Origin of the sequence: Serratia sp. Ser99 (assembly GCF_024519545.1) — a bacterium.
GTDB classification, from domain to species: Bacteria; Pseudomonadota; Gammaproteobacteria; order Enterobacterales; family Enterobacteriaceae; genus Serratia; species Serratia liquefaciens.
Map to the genome: position 1 here is coordinate 100,454 of NZ_JALJRT010000012.1, position 21,106 is coordinate 121,559.

18 protein-coding genes and 1 riboswitch are annotated in these 21,106 nt (G+C 56.1%); of the genes, 10 read left to right on the forward strand and 8 right to left on the reverse strand.

Annotated elements, in window-relative coordinates:
- The first annotated feature begins 124 nt into the window (after window positions 1-124).
- Window positions 125-1,018 carry a methylenetetrahydrofolate reductase gene (gene metF, locus NR114_RS21140; RefSeq protein ID WP_020837531.1) on the forward strand — a complete coding sequence of 298 codons (894 nt, stop codon included), beginning with the start codon at window positions 125-127 and terminating at the stop codon, window positions 1,016-1,018.
- 176 nt (window positions 1,019-1,194) lie between these two features.
- Here the strand turns inward: metF and ppc are convergent, their stop codons facing one another.
- Window positions 1,195-3,831: a phosphoenolpyruvate carboxylase gene (ppc, locus tag NR114_RS21145; RefSeq protein ID WP_046374890.1), complete on the reverse strand. Its 2,637-nt coding sequence runs from the start codon at window positions 3,829-3,831 to the stop codon at window positions 1,195-1,197.
- Window positions 3,832-4,218: 387 nt separating this feature from the next.
- Window positions 4,219-5,364, reverse strand: a complete 1,146-nt coding sequence (gene argE, locus NR114_RS21150; protein ID WP_164171170.1) for an acetylornithine deacetylase — start codon at window positions 5,362-5,364, stop codon at window positions 4,219-4,221.
- A 216-nt stretch (window positions 5,365-5,580) separates the two neighbouring features.
- Between argE and argC the strand changes: the two genes are divergently transcribed.
- From argC to argH, 4 genes are all read left to right on the forward strand, one after another.
- On the forward strand, window positions 5,581-6,585 hold the full coding sequence (gene argC / locus NR114_RS21155; RefSeq protein WP_046374891.1) for an N-acetyl-gamma-glutamyl-phosphate reductase: 1,005 nt from the start codon (window positions 5,581-5,583) through the stop codon (window positions 6,583-6,585).
- A 29-nt stretch (window positions 6,586-6,614) separates the two neighbouring features.
- Entirely contained in the window at window positions 6,615-7,388 is a 774-nt protein-coding gene (argB, locus tag NR114_RS21160; RefSeq protein ID WP_020837527.1) for an acetylglutamate kinase, read from the forward strand.
- A 25-nt stretch (window positions 7,389-7,413) separates the two neighbouring features.
- Window positions 7,414-8,634, forward strand: a complete 1,221-nt coding sequence (locus tag NR114_RS21165) for an argininosuccinate synthase (RefSeq protein WP_020837526.1) — start codon at window positions 7,414-7,416, stop codon at window positions 8,632-8,634.
- A gap of 78 nt (window positions 8,635-8,712) precedes the next feature.
- A complete protein-coding gene (argH, locus tag NR114_RS21170; RefSeq protein WP_020837524.1) occupies window positions 8,713-10,086 on the forward strand; it encodes an argininosuccinate lyase in 1,374 nt (457 codons plus the stop codon).
- 36 nt (window positions 10,087-10,122) lie between these two features.
- On the opposite strand, the gene NR114_RS21175 is transcribed toward argH, so the two are convergent.
- The 4 genes from NR114_RS21175 to NR114_RS21190 all read right to left on the reverse strand — a co-directional run bounded on the left by NR114_RS21175 (window position 10,123) and on the right by NR114_RS21190 (window position 13,118).
- Window positions 10,123-10,449, reverse strand: coding sequence for a type II toxin-antitoxin system HicB family antitoxin (locus NR114_RS21175; protein WP_020837523.1), 327 nt, complete (start codon window positions 10,447-10,449; stop codon window positions 10,123-10,125).
- Window positions 10,436-10,696: a hypothetical protein gene (locus tag NR114_RS21180; protein ID WP_020837521.1), complete on the reverse strand. Its 261-nt coding sequence runs from the start codon at window positions 10,694-10,696 to the stop codon at window positions 10,436-10,438. The genes NR114_RS21175 and NR114_RS21180 overlap by 14 nt, the downstream gene beginning before the upstream one ends.
- Window positions 10,697-10,860: 164 nt before the next feature.
- Window positions 10,861-12,309, reverse strand: coding sequence for a dihydrolipoyl dehydrogenase (locus NR114_RS21185; RefSeq protein ID WP_115060810.1), 1,449 nt, complete (start codon window positions 12,307-12,309; stop codon window positions 10,861-10,863).
- A 77-nt stretch (window positions 12,310-12,386) separates the two neighbouring features.
- The gene (locus NR114_RS21190; RefSeq protein ID WP_044554933.1) at window positions 12,387-13,118 is read right to left on the reverse strand and encodes a glutathione peroxidase; all 732 of its coding nucleotides are present in this window, start codon (window positions 13,116-13,118) and stop codon (window positions 12,387-12,389) included.
- 151 nt (window positions 13,119-13,269) lie between these two features.
- Between NR114_RS21190 and oxyR the strand changes: the two genes are divergently transcribed.
- The gene (gene oxyR, locus NR114_RS21195; RefSeq protein ID WP_020837516.1) at window positions 13,270-14,187 is read left to right on the forward strand and encodes a DNA-binding transcriptional regulator OxyR; all 918 of its coding nucleotides are present in this window, start codon (window positions 13,270-13,272) and stop codon (window positions 14,185-14,187) included.
- On the opposite strand, the gene sthA is transcribed toward oxyR, so the two are convergent.
- Window positions 14,170-15,567, reverse strand: a complete 1,398-nt coding sequence (gene sthA / locus NR114_RS21200) for a Si-specific NAD(P)(+) transhydrogenase (RefSeq protein WP_020837515.1) — start codon at window positions 15,565-15,567, stop codon at window positions 14,170-14,172. The two genes, oxyR and sthA, sit on opposite strands and share 18 nt — an antisense overlap.
- Before the next feature lie 215 nt (window positions 15,568-15,782).
- Between sthA and fabR the strand changes: the two genes are divergently transcribed.
- Together fabR and NR114_RS21210 are read left to right on the forward strand one after the other, a co-directional pair.
- Window positions 15,783-16,415 carry an HTH-type transcriptional repressor FabR gene (gene fabR, locus NR114_RS21205; protein WP_020837514.1) on the forward strand — a complete coding sequence of 211 codons (633 nt, stop codon included), beginning with the start codon at window positions 15,783-15,785 and terminating at the stop codon, window positions 16,413-16,415.
- A 14-nt stretch (window positions 16,416-16,429) separates the two neighbouring features.
- Entirely contained in the window at window positions 16,430-16,798 is a 369-nt protein-coding gene (locus NR114_RS21210; protein WP_020837513.1) for a YijD family membrane protein, read from the forward strand.
- Window positions 16,799-16,840: 42 nt separating this feature from the next.
- On the opposite strand, the gene trmA is transcribed toward NR114_RS21210, so the two are convergent.
- Window positions 16,841-17,944, reverse strand: a complete 1,104-nt coding sequence (gene trmA / locus NR114_RS21215; protein ID WP_256814478.1) for a tRNA (uridine(54)-C5)-methyltransferase TrmA — start codon at window positions 17,942-17,944, stop codon at window positions 16,841-16,843.
- A gap of 120 nt (window positions 17,945-18,064) precedes the next feature.
- Window positions 18,065-18,278, forward strand: a riboswitch (cobalamin riboswitch).
- Window positions 18,279-18,345: 67 nt separating this feature from the next.
- Here trmA and btuB point away from each other — a divergent pair.
- Together btuB and murI are read left to right on the forward strand one after the other, a co-directional pair.
- A complete protein-coding gene (gene btuB / locus NR114_RS21220; RefSeq protein ID WP_046375109.1) occupies window positions 18,346-20,199 on the forward strand; it encodes a TonB-dependent vitamin B12 receptor BtuB in 1,854 nt (617 codons plus the stop codon).
- Window positions 20,144-21,007, forward strand: coding sequence for a glutamate racemase (murI, locus tag NR114_RS21225; protein WP_041415094.1), 864 nt, complete (start codon window positions 20,144-20,146; stop codon window positions 21,005-21,007). The genes btuB and murI overlap by 56 nt, the downstream gene beginning before the upstream one ends.
- Window positions 21,008-21,106: the final 99 nt, after the last annotated feature.

Sequence of the window (21,106 nt, forward strand, 5' to 3'; positions counted from 1 at the left end):
TCGTATTCCCCTCACTTTCCTGTTGACTCTTTAGCCAACATACGGCATTTTCTATCTAGACGTCTAAACGTATAGACGCTTATCAAAACAAGCAGAACAGCGATCGATAAGAGGCGGGCAGGGTATGAGTTTTTTCCACGCAAACCAGCGGGAAGCGCTGAATCAGAGTCTGGCGGAGTTAAACGGCCAGATTAACGTATCATTTGAATTCTTCCCGCCGCGCACCAGCGAGATGGAAGACACCCTGTGGCAATCCATTGACCGCCTGAGCAGCCTGAAGCCAAAATTTGTTTCCGTGACCTATGGCGCTAACTCCGGCGAGCGCGATCGCACCCACAGCATCATCAAAGGGATTAAGGATCGCACCGGTCTGGATGCGGCCCCACACCTGACCTGCATCGATGCCAGCCCGGCTCAGCTGCGTGAGATTGCGACCGATTACTGGAACAGCGGCATCCGGCATATAGTGGCACTGCGTGGCGACTTGCCACCGGGCAGCGGCAAGCCGGACATGTACGCGACCGATTTGGTGGCCTTGCTGAAGGAGGTTGGCGATTTCGATATCTCGGTTGCCGCTTACCCTGAAGTGCATCCGGAAGCGAAAAGCCCGCAGGCGGACCTGATAAACCTGAAACGTAAAATCGATGCCGGCGCCAACCGGGCGATTACCCAGTTCTTTTTCGATGTGGAAAGCTACCTGCGCTTCCGCGATCGTTGCGTCGCTACCGGCATTGATGTGGAAATCGTCCCGGGCATTCTGCCGGTATCCAACTTCAAGCAGCTGCAGCGTTTTGCCACCATGACCAACGTACGCGTACCGAGCTGGATGACCAGCATGTTTGAAGGGCTGGATGACGACGCGGAAACCCGCAAAATGGTCGGCGCCAATATCGCGATGGATATGGTGAAGATCCTCAGCCGCGAAGGGGTAAAGGATTTCCACTTCTATACGCTCAACCGTGCCGAGATGAGCTACGCCATTTGCCATACGCTGGGTGTGCGTCCGGTCGCGGCCTGATTCACTCTATTCATCATCATCGGAAGGGCGCTGGATCAATGCAGCGCCCTTTTTGTTGGGCGCAATTTCTTCCAATACCGCTACCGCTGCTGGGCAACCCGTTGAGATGCAGCATCCGTCAGCGGGGGATAAAAAAAAGGCCCCTGCAAGCAGGAGCCGTGCTTTTGGCGCTTAACCTAGCCGGTATTGCGCATCCCGGCAGCAACGCCGGCAATGGTGACCATCAGCGCCTGCTCAACGCGGGCGTCCGGGTGCTCCTGCTGGCGCGAACGGTGCAGCAGCTCAGCCTGCAGGACGTTCAACGGGTCGGTGTACACGTTACGCAGCGCAATGGATTCGGCGATCCACGGCAGGTCTTCCATCAGGTGCGCGTCATTGGCGATGGTCAGCACCACCTTGATGTCGCTTTCCAACTGATCGCGCAGCTGCTGGCCCAGTGGCCACAGCGATTTGTCCACCAGGCGTTGGTCGTAATATTCCGCCAGCCACAGGTCGGCCTTGGCGAACACCATTTCCAGCATCGCAATACGGGTGGAGAAGAACGGCCAGTCGCGGCACATGGCTTCCAGCTGATCCTGCTTGCCGGCTTTTACCGCTTCCTGCAAACCGGCACCGGCGCCCAGCCAGGCCGGTAACATCAGACGGTTCTGCGTCCAGGCGAAGATCCACGGAATGGCGCGCAGGCTCTCTACGCCGCCGTTTGGCTTGCGCTTGGCAGGGCGGGAGCCCAGCGGCAGTTTGCCCAGCTCCAGTTCCGGCGTGGCGGCGCGGAAATAAGGCACAAAATCCGGGTTTTCGCGCACGTAGCCACGGTACATTTTGCATGAGGTGTCTGACAGCTCATCCATCAGCGTACGCCACTCTTTTTTCGGCTCTGGCGGCGGCAGCAGGTTGGCTTCCAGGATGGCACCGGCATACAGCGCCAGGCTGCTGATGGTGACTTCCGGCAGACCGAATTTGAAGCGGATCATCTCGCCTTGCTCGGTCACGCGCAGGCCGCCTTTCAGGCTGCCCGGCGGTTGCGACAGCAGTGCCGCATGCGCAGGTGCGCCGCCGCGGCCAATCGAACCGCCACGGCCGTGGAACAGAGTCAGCGCTACGCCAGCCTTTTCGCAGGTTTTGATCAGTGCGTCTTGAGCGCGGTATTGCGCCCAGGAGGCGGCCATCACCCCGGCGTCTTTCGCCGAGTCGGAATAGCCGATCATCACCATCTGTTTGCCCTGGATAAAGCCGCGATACCAGTCAATATTCAGCAACTGGGTCATCACGTCGTCGGCATTATTCAGGTCATCGAGGGTTTCGAACAGCGGCGCGACAGGCAGCGGGAACGGACAACCGGCTTCTTTCAGCAGCAGGTGAACCGCCAGCACGTCCGAAGGCGTGCGCGCCATGGAGATCACGTAGGCGGCAATCGAGCCTTCTGGCGCCTCGGCGATCACCCGGCAGGTTTCCAGCACTTCCTGGGTGTCGGCGCTCGGTTCCCACTTCAACGGCACCAGCGGGCGTTTGGAATTCAGTTCACGGATCAGGAACGCCTGCTTGTCGGCTTCTGACCAGCTTTCGTAGTCGCCAAGGCCCAGGTAGCGGGTCAGTTCGGCGATGGCTTCGGTGTGGCGGGTGCTTTCCTGGCGAACGTCGATGCGTACCAGCGGCACACCAAAGCAGCGCACGCGACGCAGGGTATCCAGTAATTGGCCGTTGGCGATGATGCTCATGCCGCAGGCCTGCAGCGACTGGTAACAGGCGAACAGCGGTTCCCACAGCTGTTCGTTATTCACCAGCAGATCGTGCGGCTTCAGTACGCGCTCGCCTTTCAGGCGGCCTTCCAGATAGGCCTGAGAGCTCATCAACTGGCTGCGTAGCTGCTTCATGATTTCGCGGTACGGCTCTTGAACCTCGTCACCACCGGCCCGTGCGCGCAGTTCCGGAGTACATTCGGTCATCGACAGTTCGGACACCAGCACCTGAATATCGCGGGTGAACAGATCGCAGGCTTTCCAGCGGCTCAGCAGCAGCACGTGGCGGGTGATCTCGGCCGTGACGTTCGGGTTGCCGTCGCGGTCACCGCCCATCCAGGACGTGAAACGCACCGGCACCGCTTCCGCCGGCAGGCTGTAATCGATGGAGTTTTCCAACTGTTCGTTGAATTCACGCAGGAAGGCAGGCACTCCTTCCCACAGGCTGTTTTCCACCACCGCAAAGCCCCACTTGGCTTCGTCAACCGGGGACGGACGGTGTTTGCGGATCTCGTCGGTATGCCACGATTGAGCCACCAACTGACGCAGGCGGCGCATGATCTTGTTGCGCTCGTAGTCGGCCAGATCGTTATGGTCGAGCTGGCTGAGGCAGGTGTTCACCTCTACCAGTTTGTGGATCAGGGTGCGGCGGGTGATTTCCGTCGGGTGCGCAGTCAGCACCAGCTCGATAGAAAGTTGAGACACCGCATTCTGCAGCTCTTTGGTGCTGAGCTTTTTGTCTTTCAGTCGGGTGAACAGTTGAGCCAGCGCTTCCGGGTTGCTGGCGGCTTCACCGTTGGGTGAAATGCTGTGGTACTGCTCGGCGGTATTGGTCAGATTGAGAAACTGACTGAAGGCGCGTGCGACCGGCAGCAACTCGTCGTTGGACAGGTTTTGCAAGGTGGAAAGCAGCTCCTGACGGTGCGCTTCATTGCCTGCACGTGAAGATTTGGAAAGCTTACGGATAGTTTCAACGCGATCGAGAATATGCTCGCCCAGCGCTTCTTTGATGGTATCGCCGAGCAATTTGCCGAGCATACTGACATTACTTCGCATTGCCGAATATTGTTCGTTCATATAACCCCTGACCCAATTCTGTATTTACCCTTCATCTTTCAAGCCACAGCGGTGTTGGCTTCGCGCTCTCACCCCGTTCACTTGGTTGATCCAAGCTCCCGGGGATTCAAGCGTTCGCCGCCTAGCTGCAACTTGAAATCTATTGGGTAGATGATTTTTATCTTGTAAGTAAATTTCACGTGTCAGGCGAAGAGCGCCTGTTTCATCTCGCCACGTTCCTGTCCAATCGTCAATTGACACTATTTTTAGCAAAAAAACATCAAAATCGGCGCATTTTCTGAAATTTAATTACGGCACGCCGGTTATCAGTCTGGCTTATTTCATTGGTTTAATACGTATTTTGAGGTAGGGGAAATGATAAATCATAACCCCTACTTTGTATCAGGTTTATTGACGGCAGAAATGATCGACCAGTTGGCCCAGCAGTTTGCGCGTGGGTTCGATAAAGCCGGTATCGATGTATTCATCCGGCTGATGCGCCTGGTCGATAGAGCCGGGGCCCAGCACCAGGGTCGGACAGACCTGCTGGACGAACGGCGCCTCGGTGCAATAGTTGACCACCTGTGTACGGGTGCCCAGCAGTTTCTCAATCACCGCCACCATCTGATGATCGGTCGGACACTCGTAGCCCGGTACCGAGGCATGCAGTTCTTCAATGCTCAGGCGGCCCGGCCAGCGTTGGCTGATGGGTTCCAGCGTTTGGTGCATCAGTTCGTTGATATTGTCGAGCGTCATGCCCGGCAGCGGACGGATATCCAGATGCAGTTCACAGCAGGCGCAGATGCGGTTAGCGGCATCGCCGCCGCTGATATGGCCGAAGTTCATGGTGGGATAAGGCACGGCGAATGCCGGGTTGTTGTAGCGCTCCTGCAGCGTTTTACGCAGCTCCATCAAACGGCCGATGGTGTCATGCATCAGATCGATGGCGTTCACGCCGCGCGCCGGGTCGCTCGAATGGCCAGATTGGCCGACAATGCGAATGGCGTTGGCCATATGGCCTTTGTGCGCACGCACCGGCTGCAATGAGGTCGGTTCGCCGATAATCGCGAAGTCAGGGCGGATGCTGGTCGAGGCGGCGAAGTAACGTGCGCCGGCCATCGTCGTTTCTTCATCTGCGGTGGCCAAAATGTACAGCGGCTTGGTCAGCTGGCTGGCATCGATGTCGCGCACCGCATCCAAAATAAAGGCAAAGAAGCCCTTCATGTCGGCGGTACCCAGTCCATACAGCTTATTGTCGTGCTCGGTCAGGGTGAAAGGATCGCGTGTCCAACGGCCTTCATCATAAGGCACGGTATCGGTGTGGCCCGCCAGCAGCAGGCCGCCACTGCCTTCGCCAATGCTTGCCAGCAGGTTGAATTTGTTGCGGCTGTCCGGCACCGGCTGCACGTCGACGCGGAAACCCAAATCGGCAAACCAGCCGGCCAGCAAGTTGATTAACGCTTCATTACTCTGATCGAGGGCACCATCGGTGGCGCTGATCGACGGAGTGGCGATCAACGCCCGGTACAGCTCAATAAATGGAGGTAATTTCATCTTCACTGTTGACAGCCTTTGGTTAGGTTGGTATCAATATTCATGCAGTTATTGTGAATAAAAATACAGTAAGCTGGAGCGTAAGGGAACCCGATTCCCGGATGATTATAAAAACATCAACGCTCGACCTCGTGGGTGAACGGCGAAACAACGCTGGTGAGCCTGGAAACCTGAGTCGAAAACGACCAAACGCAAGTCAAGAAGGTGAAAGGCCCCATGTTGAATACGCTGATTGTCGGTGCCAGCGGTTATGCCGGAGCGGAGCTCACGGCGTACCTTAATCGTCACCCACACATGAACATAACCGCTTTAGCGGTTTCAGCGCAAAGTGCAGATGCAGGAAAATTGCTTTCCGATTTGCACCCTCAGTTAAAAGGCATCGTCGATCTGCCGTTGCAACCACTGGTTGACGTTGCGAAAGCGGCTGAAGGTATCGACGTGGTGTTTTTGGCCACGGCGCATGAGGTCAGCCACGATATCGCGCCGGCGTTCCTGGCCGCCGGTTGCGTGGTGTTCGATCTTTCCGGTGCATTCCGCGTAAAAGATACCGCTTTCTACAGCCAGTACTACGGTTTTGAACATCAGCATGCCGAGCTGCTGGAGCAGGCGGTATATGGCCTGGCGGAGTGGCAGAGCGACGAAATCAAACGGGCGCAGCTGATAGCCGTGCCAGGCTGTTACCCAACGGCAGCGCAGCTGGCACTGAAACCGCTGATCGACCAAGGTTTGCTGAACCTCGACCAGTGGCCGGTCATCAACGCCACCAGCGGCGTTAGCGGCGCGGGCCGCAAGGCCAGCGTTACCACCAGCTTCTGTGAGGTGAGCCTGCAGCCGTACGGGATTTTCAACCACCGCCATCATCCGGAAATCGTCGCGCACCTGGGAGTGCCGGTCATCTTTACGCCACATTTGGGTAACTTCCCGCGTGGTATTCTCGAAACCATCACCTGTCGCCTTAAAGCCGGCGTGACCGCGCAGGACGTGGCCGCCGTTTATCACGCTGCCTATGACGACAAACCGCTGGTGCGGCTGTACGACAAAGGCGTGCCGGCGCTGAAGTCAGTGGTTGGGTTGCCGTTTTGCGATATCGGCTTTGCCGTGCAGGGCGAACACCTGATTGCCGTGGCGGTGGAAGACAACCTGTTGAAAGGCGCAGCCGCCCAGGCGGTGCAATGCCTGAATATCCGTTTTGGGTTCCCGGAAACCCAGTCATTACTTTAATAAATCACCAGCGTGGGATGTAAACAGCGATGAACCCGTTAATTATCAAGTTAGGTGGCGTGTTATTAGACAGTGAAGAAGCGCTGGAGCGTTTGTTTACCGCGCTGGACAGCTACCGCCAGCAGCATCAGCGCCCACTGGTCATCGTCCACGGCGGCGGTTGCGTGGTGGACGAACTGATGAAGCAGCTTTCCCTGCCGGTGGTGAAGAAAAATGGGCTGCGGGTCACCCCGGCCGATCAGATCGACATTATCACCGGCGCACTGGCCGGTACGGCCAACAAAACTTTGCTGGCATGGGCGATCAAACACCAGATTAATGCCGTAGGCCTGAGCCTGGCGGACGGCGGCAGCGTCACCGTCACCCCGCTCGATCCGGCGCTTGGCCACGTAGGCAACGCGCAGCCGGGGTCGCCGGCGTTGCTCAATACCCTGCTGGGTGCCGGCTACCTGCCGGTGATCAGCTCTATCGGTATTACCGCCGATGGGAAGTTAATGAATGTAAACGCCGATCAGGCGGCGACCGCGTTGGCCGCCACGCTGGGTGCGGATCTGATCCTGCTGTCGGATGTCAGTGGCATCCTCGACGGAAAAGGGCAGCGCATCGCAGAAATGACGGCGCAAAAAGCGGAACAACTGATTGCCCAGGGCATCATCACTGATGGTATGGTGGTGAAGGTGAATGCGGCGCTCGATGCGGCCCGCACCCTCGGTCGCCCGGTAGATATCGCCAGTTGGCGCCATGCCGATCAGCTTCCTGCACTGTTTAACGGCGTGTCGATTGGCACCCGGATCCTCGCTTAAATTTAGAATTAAAAAGGAAAAGACCATGCAAAACCAAGGCATCAAAAAAATCGTTCTGGCGTACTCTGGCGGCCTGGATACTTCGGCCATCATTCCCTGGCTGAAAGAAAACTACGGCGGCTGCGAAGTGGTGGCATTCGTGGCAGATATCGGCCAGGAGCGCAGCGATCTGGAAGGCGTGGAGCAAAAAGCCCTGCAATCTGGTGCCTCTGAGTGTCACGTTGTTGATCTGCGTGAAGAATTCATCAGTGATTATGTTTACCCCGTGCTGCAAACCGGTGCTCTGTATGAAGGTAGCTACCTGCTGGGGACCTCAATGGCCCGTCCGATCATCGCCAAGGCGCAGGTTGAGCTGGCGTTGAAGGTCGGTGCTGACGCGCTGTGCCACGGCGCAACCGGTAAAGGTAACGACCAGGTGCGTTTCGAAACCACCTATACCGCACTGGCGCCGCACCTGAAAGTGGTAGCCCCTTGGCGCGAGTGGAACCTGCGTTCCCGTGAAGCGCTGCTGGACTACCTGAAAGAGCGCAACATCCCGACCACGGCGTCGCTGGAAAAAATCTACAGCCGTGACGAAAACGCCTGGCATATCTCTACCGAAGGCGGCGTGCTGGAAAGCCCGTGGAATGCACCGAATAAAGACTGCTGGGTCTGGACCGTCGATCCGCAGGAAGCTCCGGATCAGCCAGAGCAGGTGACTGTCACCGTCGAGAAAGGTCGGGTAGTGGCGGTAAACGGCGAAGCGTTGAGCCCGTACAAATGCCTGGAAACCCTGAACGTGCTGGGCGCCAAACATGGTGTGGGCCGTATCGATATCGTGGAAAACCGTTTGGTGGGTATCAAATCCCGCGGTTGCTACGAAACCCCGGGCGGCACCATCATGGTGGCGGCACTGCGTGGCGTTGAGCAGCTGGTTCTGGATCGCGATAGCTTCAAATGGCGTGAGCAGCTGGGCCTGGAAATGGCTTACGTAGTGTACGATGGCCGTTGGTTCGCGCCGCTGCGTCGTTCACTGCAAGCATCTGCTGAAGCATTGGCCGAAGAAGTGAACGGCGAAGTAGTGCTGCAGCTGTACAAAGGCCAGGTAACGGCAATTCAGAAGAAATCTGCCAATAGCCTGTACTCTGAAGAGTTCGCCACCTTTGGCGAAGACGAAGTTTACGATCACAGCCATGCCGGTGGCTTTATCCGCCTGTTCTCGCTCTCTTCACGCATCCGTGCGCTGAACGAGAAAAAGAACAAGTAACTTTATTGATTATTCGGCGTGACTTGATAAGGGCGCAGCGTGCTGCGCCCTTATTCGCATAAAATTCAGGAGTAAGGTATGGCACTTTGGGGCGGACGGTTCAGTCAGGCGGCAGATCAGCGGTTCAAGCAGTTAAATGATTCTTTGCGCTTCGATTATCGCCTGGCGGAACAGGACATCGTAGGGTCAGTGGCCTGGTCGAAAGCGCTGGTGACCGTCAACGTATTGACGGCGACCGAGCAGCAACAGCTGGAACAGGCGTTGAGCGTGCTGTTGGAAGAGGTACAGGCCGATCCGCAGGCGATTGTCAGCAGCGATGCGGAAGATATTCACAGCTGGGTGGAGCAAAAGCTGATCGACAAGGTCGGCGATCTCGGTAAAAAGCTGCACACCGGCCGTAGCCGTAACGATCAGGTCGCGACCGATCTGAAATTGTGGTGCAAACACCAAATTGGTGAACTGCATCAGGCCATCGTGCAACTGCAACAGGCGCTGGTGGAAACCGCCGAAGCCAACCAGGATGCGGTGATGCCGGGTTATACCCACCTGCAGCGTGCGCAGCCGGTGACCTTCGCGCACTGGTGTCTGGCCTATGTTGAAATGCTGGCGCGTGATGAAAGCCGCCTGCAGGATACGCTGAAACGCCTGGACGTCAGCCCGCTGGGCAGTGGCGCACTGGCCGGCACTGCGTACCCGATCGACCGTGAGCAATTGGCCGGTTGGCTGGGCTTTGCTTCGGCAACCCGTAATAGCCTGGACAGCGTTTCGGATCGTGACCACGTGCTGGAACTGTTGTCTAACGCCTCCATCAGCATGGTTCATCTGTCGCGCTTTGCCGAAGACCTGATCTTCTTCAACAGCGGCGAAGCGGCCTTTGTCGATCTGTCCGACCGCGTGACTTCCGGCTCCTCGCTGATGCCGCAGAAGAAAAACCCGGATGCGCTGGAGCTGATCCGCGGTAAATGCGGGCGTGTACAGGGCGCATTGACGGGCATGATGATGACGCTGAAAGGCCTGCCGCTGGCGTACAACAAAGATATGCAGGAAGACAAGGAAGGGCTGTTCGACGCGTTGGATACCTGGATGGACTGTCTGCAGATGGCGGCGCTGGTGCTGGATGGCATCCAGGTGAAACGTCCGCGTTGTAAGGAAGCGGCAGAGCAGGGCTACGCCAACTCGACCGAACTGGCGGATTATCTGGTCGCCAAAGGCGTGCCATTCCGTGAGGCGCACCATATCGTCGGTGAGGCGGTCGTAGAGGCGATCCGCCAGGGTAAGGCGTTGGAAGCCCTGCCGTTGGCTGATTTGCAGAAATTCAGCGCGGTGATTGGCGACGACGTATACCCAATTCTGGCACTTCAATCATGCCTGGATAAACGTTCCGCCAAGGGGGGCGTATCTCCTCAACAGGTCGCCAGTGCGATCGCCGCAGCGAAACAGCGTTTGGCTTGAGTGGCGTAAGGGCAGCCCGGTGCTGCCCTTTATCGATTATCCCGCCAGCCGTGCGCAAAGATAGCGGTTCAGGCTGACACCTTCCTCTATAGCGTTGATCGCCAGACGTCGATGTTGTTCCGGTGTCATACGCAATACCAGTTTGCCGCTGAAAACTCTCTCGGCCAGCGCCTGTGGCGGTGTTTCACCCTGTGCCAACAGGTCATTGATCACCTCGCTAACCAGTTTTTCAATACCTTCAAGCGCTGCGGTACGCGTTGCGGCCAGCCACGACAGGGAAGGGAATTCTGTGCAGAGGCCGACATATTCGTTGTCCTCTTCCGACCAGGTGATGCGATAAGTGTAATGCTCATGCTTTTCCATGTTCATCCTCCATTTTGACCAATGCGGCAATGACCTGTTTAACCTGATATACCTTTGCCGTGCCTCCATTTCCGCGTTGTATATTAATCCGGGGATCGCCTTGCCAGGGCATGCGGTAAACGTGATGACTGCCGCCGTTCAAACGCGGTGGGCCGAACCAGCGCGTACAAATTGTTATCAACTCAGTGAATCTGATGCTGTTCTGCCGTTGTTGCAGATCTTCAATGGCACTCCTGATTCCTTTCATGCATGCACCTTATTTTAGTATCATTATTGATATCATTTCAATGTGGCGACGTAAAAATGACCTGACATGCGCTGAGCGGCAAGCAGCAAGCGACAAGAGTGGCATTCGAAGCGCAAAAAAACCGGGCACGAAGGCCCGGTGGGGATAGATAGCAGGGGGAAGAACTACTCGCCCGGACAGCGTTGGCAGCGTTCTGCCTCGGCTTCGCCCAGTTTTAGTTTTGACTGCAAGTCACGCAGTGCGGTACGCAGGCCTTCTTCGATCACCGGGTGATAGAACGGCATGTCCAGCATCTGGTTGATGGTCATTTTCTGCTGATGTGCCCAGGCTAACAGGTGAGCAATGTGCTCGACATCCGGCCCCATCATTTCTGCGCCGAGGAAACGCCCGGTACCTTGTTCGCCGTAGACGTGCAGGATGCCTTTATTACGCAGCATCACTCGTGAACGGCCCTGATTTTCGAATGACACTTCACCGATTTCGAAACAGCCGCAGGCGCTGAATTTTTCATTCAGCTCGCGGAAGGTGGAACCGACCATGGCAATCTGCGGATCGGAAAATACCACCGAGATCGCACTGCGGCGCAGGCCCGGGGTCACTTCCGGGAAGCTCCCGGCGTTGGTTCCGGCAATGCGCGCCTGATCGCTGGCTTCGTGCAATAACGGCAGCTGGTTGCTGGCGTCACCGGCGATAAAGATATGCGGCACGTTGGTTTGCATCGTCAGGCGATCGGCCTGAGGCACGCCCCTGGCATCGAGCACCAGACGGGTGTTCTCAAGACCCAGATTATCGACGTTCGGTCGACGACCGGTGGCAGCCAGGACGTAATCCACCATGATCTCCTGCGGTAAGCCGTTCAGACCCTGATAGCGGATAAAGACCTTGTCGCCTTCGCGCTGCATCATGTCCACTTTCACATCGGCATCAAGATAGAACTCTTCGCCCAACGCTTTGGCGGCATAGTTGCGTACCGTACTGTCGGTTAGCGGCCCGACGGCACCACCAACGCCAAATACTTTGGTTTCGACGCCGAGGCGATGCAGCGCCTGACCCAACTCCAGGCCAATTACGCCGGGCCCGAACACGGCCACCGAGTCTGGCAAATCAGTCCAGTTGAACACGTCATCATTGACAATCAAGCGGTCGCCCAGCGCATTCCATGCTGCCGGCCAGCTTGGGCGGGACCCGGTGGCGATAACGATGCGTTGCGCCACAATGCGGGTGTGATCGTCCACCTGCAAAGTATTGTCGTCGATGAAACGGGCGTAACCCTGAATTTTGTCGGTGGCCGGGATTTCGTCGACACCTTCCAGCACGAAGCCGACGAAACGGTCGCGCTCGCGTTTAACACGGTCCATGACTTCACGGCCGTTAATGGTAGTTTTTCCGGCGGGATACACGCCAAAACCCGGTGCCCGCTCGATTTGATGCACCGCCTCGGCGGCGGCAATCAGTAATTTTGATGGCATGCAGCCAACGCGGGCACAGGTGGTGCCATAAGCTCCGCCTTCGATCATCACCACGCTTGGGGTGGCAAGCTTGGCGGCGCGATAGGCGCCCAGACCGGCGGTGCCGCCGCCGATGACCGCGACGTCAACATTCAACTGTTTCATATCCGCTCCTGAAAGCTAAAAAAAGGGCGGGCCGAAGCCCGCCAAAAGTTCACGTTGGCTTTGTTATTACTTATAAATCAGGCTGACAGGAAGGTTTCCAGGTCATCGCTACCGCCGATATGACGGCCGCCGATGAAGACCTGAGGTACGGTTGCGCGGCCGGTGACGGCGCGCAGGCTAACGGTGGTGGCGTCCTGACCCAGTACGATCTCTTCATACTGGATGCCACGTTCCTGCAGCATTTGTTTAGCTTTGGCGCAGAATGGGCAGCCCGGTTTGGTGAACAGGGAAACCGACTCCTGCACTTTGAATTCCGGCGCCAGGTATTTCAGCATGGTGTCGGCGTCAGACACTTCAAACGGGTCGCCCGGCTTGTTAGGTTCGACGAACATTTTTTCCACCACGCCGTTGCGTACCAGCATGGAATAACGCCATGAGCGCGGGCCAAAGCCCAGATCCGCTTTCTCGACCAGCATGTCCATGCCTTTGGTGAACTCGCCGTTGCCGTCTGGAATGAAGGTGATGTTCTCTGCGTGCTGATCGGCCTTCCAGGCGTTCATAACGAAGGTGTCGTTCACTGAAACGCACAGAATGCTGTCAACGCCGTGCTGTTTGAATACGCTGGACAGTTCGTTGTAGCGCGGCAGATGGCTGGAAGAACAGGTTGGGGTAAACGCGCCCGGCAGTGAAAACACGATGACGGTTTTGTCTTTGAACAGGTCGTCGGTGGTGACGTCAATCCATTGGTCGCCCTGACGGGTGTGGAAGGTAACCTGAGGGACTTTTTTGCCTTCTTGACTGGTAAACATGAATTAACCCCTTAATTAGGAAAAATAATTTTTAGCTGTTAGCGCGGTATCGCTTCGTTGGGTGACATTATTGACGTCGGGGCTTGATAGATCTAATCGCTCATTGCTATCTTATCTATCGTCATGAGCTATCGTGGTCTGGAGGGAAACAATGAATATTCGTGATTTAGAGTACCTGGTCGCTTTGGCCGAGCACCGGCATTTCCGCCGTGCCGCCGATTCTTGCCATGTTAGCCAACCCACGCTGAGTGGGCAGATCCGTAAGCTGGAAGACGAACTGGGTGTGATGCTGCTCGAACGTACCAGTCGCAAGGTGTTATTCACCCAGGCGGGCCTGTTGCTGGTGGAACAGGCGCGTACCGTGCTGCGCGAAGTCAAAGTTCTGAAAGAGATGGCCAGCCAGCAAGGTGAAGCCATGTCGGGGCCGCTGCATATCGGCCTGATCCCCACCGTCGGGCCTTATCTGCTGCCGCAGATCATACCTACGCTGCATAAAACCTTTCCCAAGCTGGAAATGTACCTGCATGAAGCGCAAACCCAACAGCTATTGGCACAGCTCGACAGCGGTAAACTTGACTGCGCCATTCTGGCGCTGGTGAAAGAAACAGAAGCCTTTATTGAAGTGCCGCTGTTTGACGAACCGATGAAGCTGGCGGTGTATTCCGATCACCCATGGTCGCAGCGTGACCGCGTGGCGATGCCGGATCTGGCCGGTGAAAAGTTGTTGATGCTGGAAGATGGCCACTGTCTGCGCGATCAGGCGATGGGCTTTTGTTTCCAGGCCGGGGCCGACGAAGATACCCATTTCCGGGCGACCAGCCTGGAAACGCTGCGTAATATGGTTGCAGCGGGTAGTGGGATCACTTTGCTGCCGTCACTGGCGGTACCGCCGCAGCGTGAGCGCGACGGCGTGTGTTACCTGGACTGCTTCAAACCTGAACCCAAGCGCACCATTGCGCTGGTGTACCGCCCCGGCTCCCCATTGCGCAGTCGTTATGAGCAATTGGCCGAGGCGATCCGCGAGCACATGCAAAGCTACATGGGCACCACGTTAAAACAGGCGGTTTAAGCCGTTCAGCGCTGCCACCCGGTAGGCTTCGGCCATGGTCGGATAGTTGAAGGTCGTATTAACGAAGTATTCGATAGTATTGCCTTCACCTTTCTGTTCCATGATCGCCTGGCCAATGTGGATGATCTCTGCCGCACGCTCGCCGAAGCAGTGGATCCCAAGGATCTGCAGGGTGTCGCGATGGAACAGGATCTTCAGACTGCCGACGTTCATGCCGGCAATCTGCGCGCGGGCCAGATGCTTGAACTGTGCACGACCCACTTCATACGGCACTTTCATCGCCGTCAATTCCTGCTCGGTTTTACCGACGGAGCTGATTTCCGGAATGGTGTAGATACCGGTCGGGATGTCTTCAATCAAATGTCCGCTGGCTTCGCCGGAGGAAATCGCCTGTGCGGCAATGCGGCCCTGATCGTAGGCGGCAGATGCCAGACTCGGGTAGCCAATCACGTCACCCACGGCATAAATGTGCGGCAGCGCGGTCTGGTACATGCTGTTCACTTTCAGCAGGCCACGGCTGTCTGATTCCAGACCGACGTTCTCCAGCCCCAGCGAGTCGGTATTACCGGTGCGGCCGTTGGCGTACAGCAGGCAATCGGCCTTCACTTTCTTGCCGGATTTCAGGTGAACAATCACGCCGTCTTCAGTGCCTTCGATCTTCTCGAACTCTTCGTTGTGGCGGATCACCACGCCGTTGTTCCAGAAGTGATATGACAGCGAGTCCGACATTTCCTGGTCGAGGAACGCCAGCAGACGATCGCGGGTGTTGATCAGATCCACCTTCACGTTCAAACCGCGGAAGATAGATGCATATTCACAGCCGATCACCCCGGCGCCATAGATGATGACGTGGCGCGGTTCGTGGTTCAGTTCGAGAATGGAATCACTGTTATAAATACGCGGATGGTTAAAATCGACGCTCGACGGGTTGTACGGGCGTGAGCCGCAGGCAATAACGATGTGATCGGCGCGGATGGTGTCCTGGGTGCCGTCCATATAGCTGACGCTAACGGTGTTGGCGTCGATAAAGCGCGCATCGCCGGCAAATAGCTTGCACTGGTTGCGTTCATAGAAACCCTGACGCATCCGGGTTTGCTGATTAATGACGTTATCGGCGTGGCGTAAAATGTCAGGGAATGTCGCGCTGAGCGTGCGTGAATTGTTATAAAGCGGGTTCTGGTTGAATTCGATAATGCGGCTAACGGCGTGGCGGAGGGCTTTGGATGGGATGGTGCCCCAATGGGTACATCCACCGCCTACGTTATTGTACCGTTCTATCACGGCCACGCGGGCGCCCTGCTTCACCAACCCCATAGCGGCACCTTCACCACCTGGGCCCGAGCCAATGACTATGGCATCAAATTGATAGTGCTGTTGCATAGGGGAGAGACCTGTCTTATACAAAATTACAACGGTATCTTAACATCATAGCGCTGAGTGCCCAATCACCATTAGGCTTTTTGAGGCAAAGCACAAATGGTGCAGGCTGAAACTGTGACAGGGCGCGTTTGTATAAATGCTGTTGCAATAAAATTTGCTATATTGCCGGGTCTACGGCGTTAGACTGAGAAAATGGATCTTATCTGGATATGCATATGGGCGTCAGAGCACAACAAAAAGAACGGACTCGTCGTTCCCTCATCGAAGCGGCCTTCAGCCAACTGAGCGCTGAACGCAGCTTTGCCAGTCTGAGCCTGCGCGAGGTCTCGCGTGAAGCGGGCATCGCGCCGACGTCATTTTATCGCCACTTCCGTGATGTGGACGAGCTGGGGTTAACCATGGTGGATGAGAGCGGCCTGATGCTGCGTCAACTGATGCGGCAGGCGCGGCAGCGTATCGCCAAGGGGGGCAGCGTGATCCGCACCTCGGTCTCCACCTTTATGGAGTTTATCGGCAATAATCCCAACGCCTTCCGCCTGCTGTTGCGTGAACGCTCCGGGACCTCGGCGGCCTTTCGTGCGGCGGTGGCGCGTGAGATCCAACATTTTATCGCCGAACTGGCGGATTACCTCGAGCTGGAAAACCATATGCCGCGCAGTTTCACCGAAGCGCAGGCGGAAGCTATGGTCACCATCGTTTTCAGCGCCGGTGCTGAAGCGCTGGATATCGACATCGATCAACGGCGTCGGCTTGAGGAGCGCTTAGTGTTGCAACTGCGGATGATTTCCAAAGGCGCTTATTATTGGTATCGCCGCGAACAAGAAAAAACTTCTGTATCCCACGTATAAAAAGGTAGAAAGCGATGGAAAAACCAGGCCGTGAGAATGGCACCTTACTGCTGGCGTTGATTGCCGGCCTTTCAATCAACGGTTCGTTCGCCGCGCTGTTCAGCTCGGTGGTGCCGTTTTCGATTTTCCCGATTATTGCTTTGGTGTTGGCGGTGTATTGCCTGCATCAACGGTATCTGCACCGCGCGATGCCGGATGGCATACCTAAGCTGGCGGCGGCGACCTTCCTGCTGGGGGTGCTGCTGTACAGTGCGATAGTGCGTGCCGAATACCCGCAGATCGGCTCTAACTTCCTGCCGGCGATTATTTCCGTGGCGCTGGTGTTCTGGATTGGCATGAAGCTGAAGGCGCGCAAGGCGCTGGATGAGAATACCCCGGCGTAAGGGGAAAACCAGGGGCGCAGCAAGCGCGGCGCCCCTGTGAGATTAAACGCGTTTTTCCAACAGTACGCCGCATTCCATGTGATGGGTATACGGGAACTGATCGAACAATGCCAGACGGCTGATTTGATGAGTTTCCTGCAACGTCTCCAGATTGGCGCACAGCGTTTCCGGGTTGCATGAGATATACAAAATTCGCGGATAAGCCTGCACCATTTTTACCGTTTCATCATCCAGTCCGCTGCGCGGTGGATCGACAAAAATGGTTTCGCAGTTATAGCTGCTCAGAGCGATACCCTTCAAACGATTAAACTCGCGTACTCCGTTCATCGCCTGGGTAAAATCTTCCGCCGCCATGCGGATAATCTGTACGTTGTCGATATGATTGGCGGCAATGTTGTACTGCGCCGCGGCAACGGAAGGCTTGGCGATTTCAGTGGCCAGCACCCGCTCGAAGTTACGTGCCAGCGCCAGGGAGAAGTTGCCGTTGCCGCAATACAGCTCCAGCAGATCGCCTTTAGAGCCGGCGGTCACGTCCAGCGCCCATTCCAGCATCTGTATGTTCATCGCCGCATTCGGCTGGGTGAAGCTGTTTTCCACCTGACGGTAAATCATGTCGCGGCCGGCGACCGGCAGGATTTCATCGACGTAATCCTGATCCAGCATGATTTTCATCTTCGACGCACGACCAATCAACTGCAGGTCAAAGCCCTGGGCGCGGAGATCATCCCGCAGCTTTTCTGCCTGCTGCTGCCAGGCGTCGTCCAGCTTACGGTGATACAGCAGCGAGGCGATGATTTTGCCGCTGCGAGTCGACAGGTAATCAATCTGGAACAGCTTGCGGCGCAAAATAGGATCCGGCTTGATGGCGGCGATCAGTGCGCTCATCAGGCGGTTAATCAATTCGCTGGCGGCAGGAAACTGCTCGACGCGGATGCGTTGCTTGGTCTGCTGGTCAAACATGATGTGGTACATCTCGTCTTCATCATGCCAGATGCGGAATTCTGCGCGCATGCGGTAGTGTTCGACTTGCGAGCGGAACACTTCCGGCTCGGGTGCCGTGAACGGTGACATCAGCGTCTTCAGCCGGGCAGTTTTTTCCGCCAGTTGGTCATCGTAACGTTCAATAGGCAATTTCTCGGGCGTCATGTTTCTTCTCGTCAGGCAAATTTGATCAGCGGGGATTGTAGGGAATCAGTCCGTGAAGTCCAGTTTTGTCGTGTTTATTATTTGTAACATTGATAGCAGTCTAGACATCTATTTACATTGATCGTAGCATTGTCGTCCGGCCTCAAGCAGTGAGTGAAAAGGGAATCCGGTGTGAATCCGGAGCTGACGCGCAGCGGTAAGGGGAAGTCACGGCGATAGCGTTTTACGCAGACACTGTCCATTGCAGGACGGGAAGTCATCGCCCGGTGCTGGTAGCTAAGAGGCCGCCCGCAACTCCCAAGCCCGAAGACCTGCCGGTGTTACGTCGCAATGTCCGTGGCCGTCGCGAAATACCGGCCATGATCCTGCGGCATCCGCCAATTAAGTTTGGATGCTTTTTCATGACAATTACAAAAAATACGCTGCTGGCGGTGGTTTCCTCCGTCACGGCTTTTTCTGGCTGGGCGCAAGACAACACCACAGCGAATAACAGCGAAAATCTGGTGGTTTCCGCCAACCGCTTCCCACAGCCGGTTTCTTCCGTGCTGGCACCCACTTCCGTCGTCACCCGTGATGAAATCGACCGCTGGCAGGCAAAAAGCCTGACCGATGTGATGCGCCGCCTGCCGGGTGTAGACGTGGGGCAGAACGGTGGCCTGGGGCAAAAAAGCTCGCTGTTCATTCGTGGCACCAATTCCAGCCATGTGCTGGTGCTGATCGACGGTATCCGTCTTAATCAGGCCGGTATCAGCGGCTCTTCCGATCTCAGCCAGATCCCGATTTCGCTGGTGCAGAAAGTTGAATATATTCGTGGCCCACGTTCGGCGGTTTATGGCTCCGATGCCATCGGCGGCGTGGTTAACATTATTACCACCCGCGAAAAGAACGGCACTACGCTTTCCGCCGGTGTGGGGTCTAACGGTTACCAGGCCTATGACGCGTCTACTCAACAACAGCTGGGCGACAGCACGGTTGCCACGGTCGCCGGTAACTACACCTATACCAAAGGTTATGATGTGGTGGCCTACGGCAGCACCGGCATGCAAAGCCAGCAGGATCGCGACGGCTTTATGAGCAAGTCGCTATACGGCGCTGTTGATCATCAGTTCAACGAGGCTATCAGCGGTTTTGTTCGTGGTTACGGTTACGATAACCGCACGGCTTACGACAGTTTCTCTGACGTCGATACCCGCAAGTTGTACAGTCAAACCTGGGATACCGGCCTGCGTTATAAGGAAGGCATCTACGCGACGCAGTTGATTGGCAGCTACAGCCACAGCAAGGATTATGATTACGATCCTCGTCGCGGCATGTATGACAGCTCAGCCAGCTTGGTGGACTCCGAGCAGTACAACCTGCAATGGGGAAATACTCTTCAGGTAGGTCAGGGTACGGTCAGTTCGGGGATTGACTGGCAGCATCAGCAAATCAAGCCAGACTCCACCACGGTTAACGGTGAAAAAACCCAACGCAACGCCGGTGTTTATCTGACTGCGCAGCAGTTGGTCGGGCCGGTCACTCTGGAAGGAGCGGTTCGCGGCGACGATCATTCCGAATTTGGCTGGCATGGCACTTGGCAAACCAGTGCGGGCTGGGAGTTTATAGAAGGTTACCGTTTCATCGCTTCCTACGGCACGGCATTCAAAGCCCCTAATATGGGTCAGCTGTATGGCAACTTCGGCAATAATACCGATCTGAAACCGGAAGAAAGCAAACAGTGGGAAGGGGGCTTTGAAGGTTTGACCGGGCCGGTAACCTGGCGCGTGTCCGGCTACCGCAACGATATTGATAACCTGATTGATTCCACCGGCGAGACCAACTACGTCTATTACAATGTTGGCAAGGCCACAATTAAAGGTATTGAAGCTACAGCTTCATTCGACACGGGTCCGTTAACCCATCACATTGGTTACGACTATGTCGATCCGCGTAATGCCAAAACCAATGAAGTGCTGCTGCGCCGTGCCAAACAGCAGGTGAAGTATGAGCTGGATTGGCAGGTCTATGATTTTGACTGGGCAGTGACCTATCAATACCTGGGTGAGCGTTATGATAAAGACTACAGCACCTATCCAGAGCAAAGCGTCAAACTTGGCGGTGTCAGCCTGTGGGATCTCGCAGTTTCGTATCCGGTCACATCTCATCTGACAGTTCGTGGTAGAATCGCCAACCTGTTTGATAAAGATTATGAGACGGCTTATGGCTACGCTACTCCAGGAAGAGAATACTACCTCACTGGAAGCTATACCTTCTAACACCCCTGCTACGGCCCGTCCGACGGTGCTGGTATTTGATTCCGGCGTCGGCGGGTTATCGGTGTATCAAGAGGTTCGGCAACTGCTGCCGGACCTCCACTATATATACGCCTTCGATAATGTGGCGTTTCCCTACGGCGAGAAATCCGAAGAGTTTATTGTTGAGCGCGTGCTGGAGATTGTCAGCGCGGTGCAGCAACGGCATCCTCTGGCGATAGTCATCATCGCTTGTAACACGGCCAGTACGGTCTCCCTGCCGGCCCTGCGCGAACGCTTTACCTTCCCGGTTGTCGGCGTGGTGCCTGCCATCAAGCCTGCTGCCCGCCTGACCGCCAATGGTGTGGTGGGCCTGCTGGCTACCCGCGGTACCGTACAGCGTACTTATACCCATGAGCTGATCGCCCGTTTCGCCACCGATTGCAAGATCGAGCTGCTTGGCTCCTCTGAGCTGGTGGAACTGGCAGAAGCCAAGCTGCATGGTGAAGCCGTACCGCTGCCAGCGCTGAAGAAAATTCTCCATCCATGGCTGAGCATGCGCGAGCCACCGGATACCGTGGTACTCGGTTGCACCCATTTCCCTTTATTAGCAGAAGAGCTAATGCAGGTGTTGCCTGAGGGAACCCGACTGATCGATTCCGGCGCGGCGATTGCCCGTCGTACCGCATGGCTGATTTCGACGCAGGAAAATCTGGTGTCGACTCAGGAAGAGAATCTGGCGTATTGCATAGCGTTAAATGAAGATACTGACGCTTTATTGCCCGTTCTACAGGGATATGGCTTTAAATCGTTGAAAAAACTGCCTCTTTAAGGCTGTTTTGGTTAAATGTTCAACGGTCGGAAAAAATATTGAAATTAGGGGTTGCGGCCTTCTGAGAACTCCCTATAATGCGCCTCCACTGACCGGGAA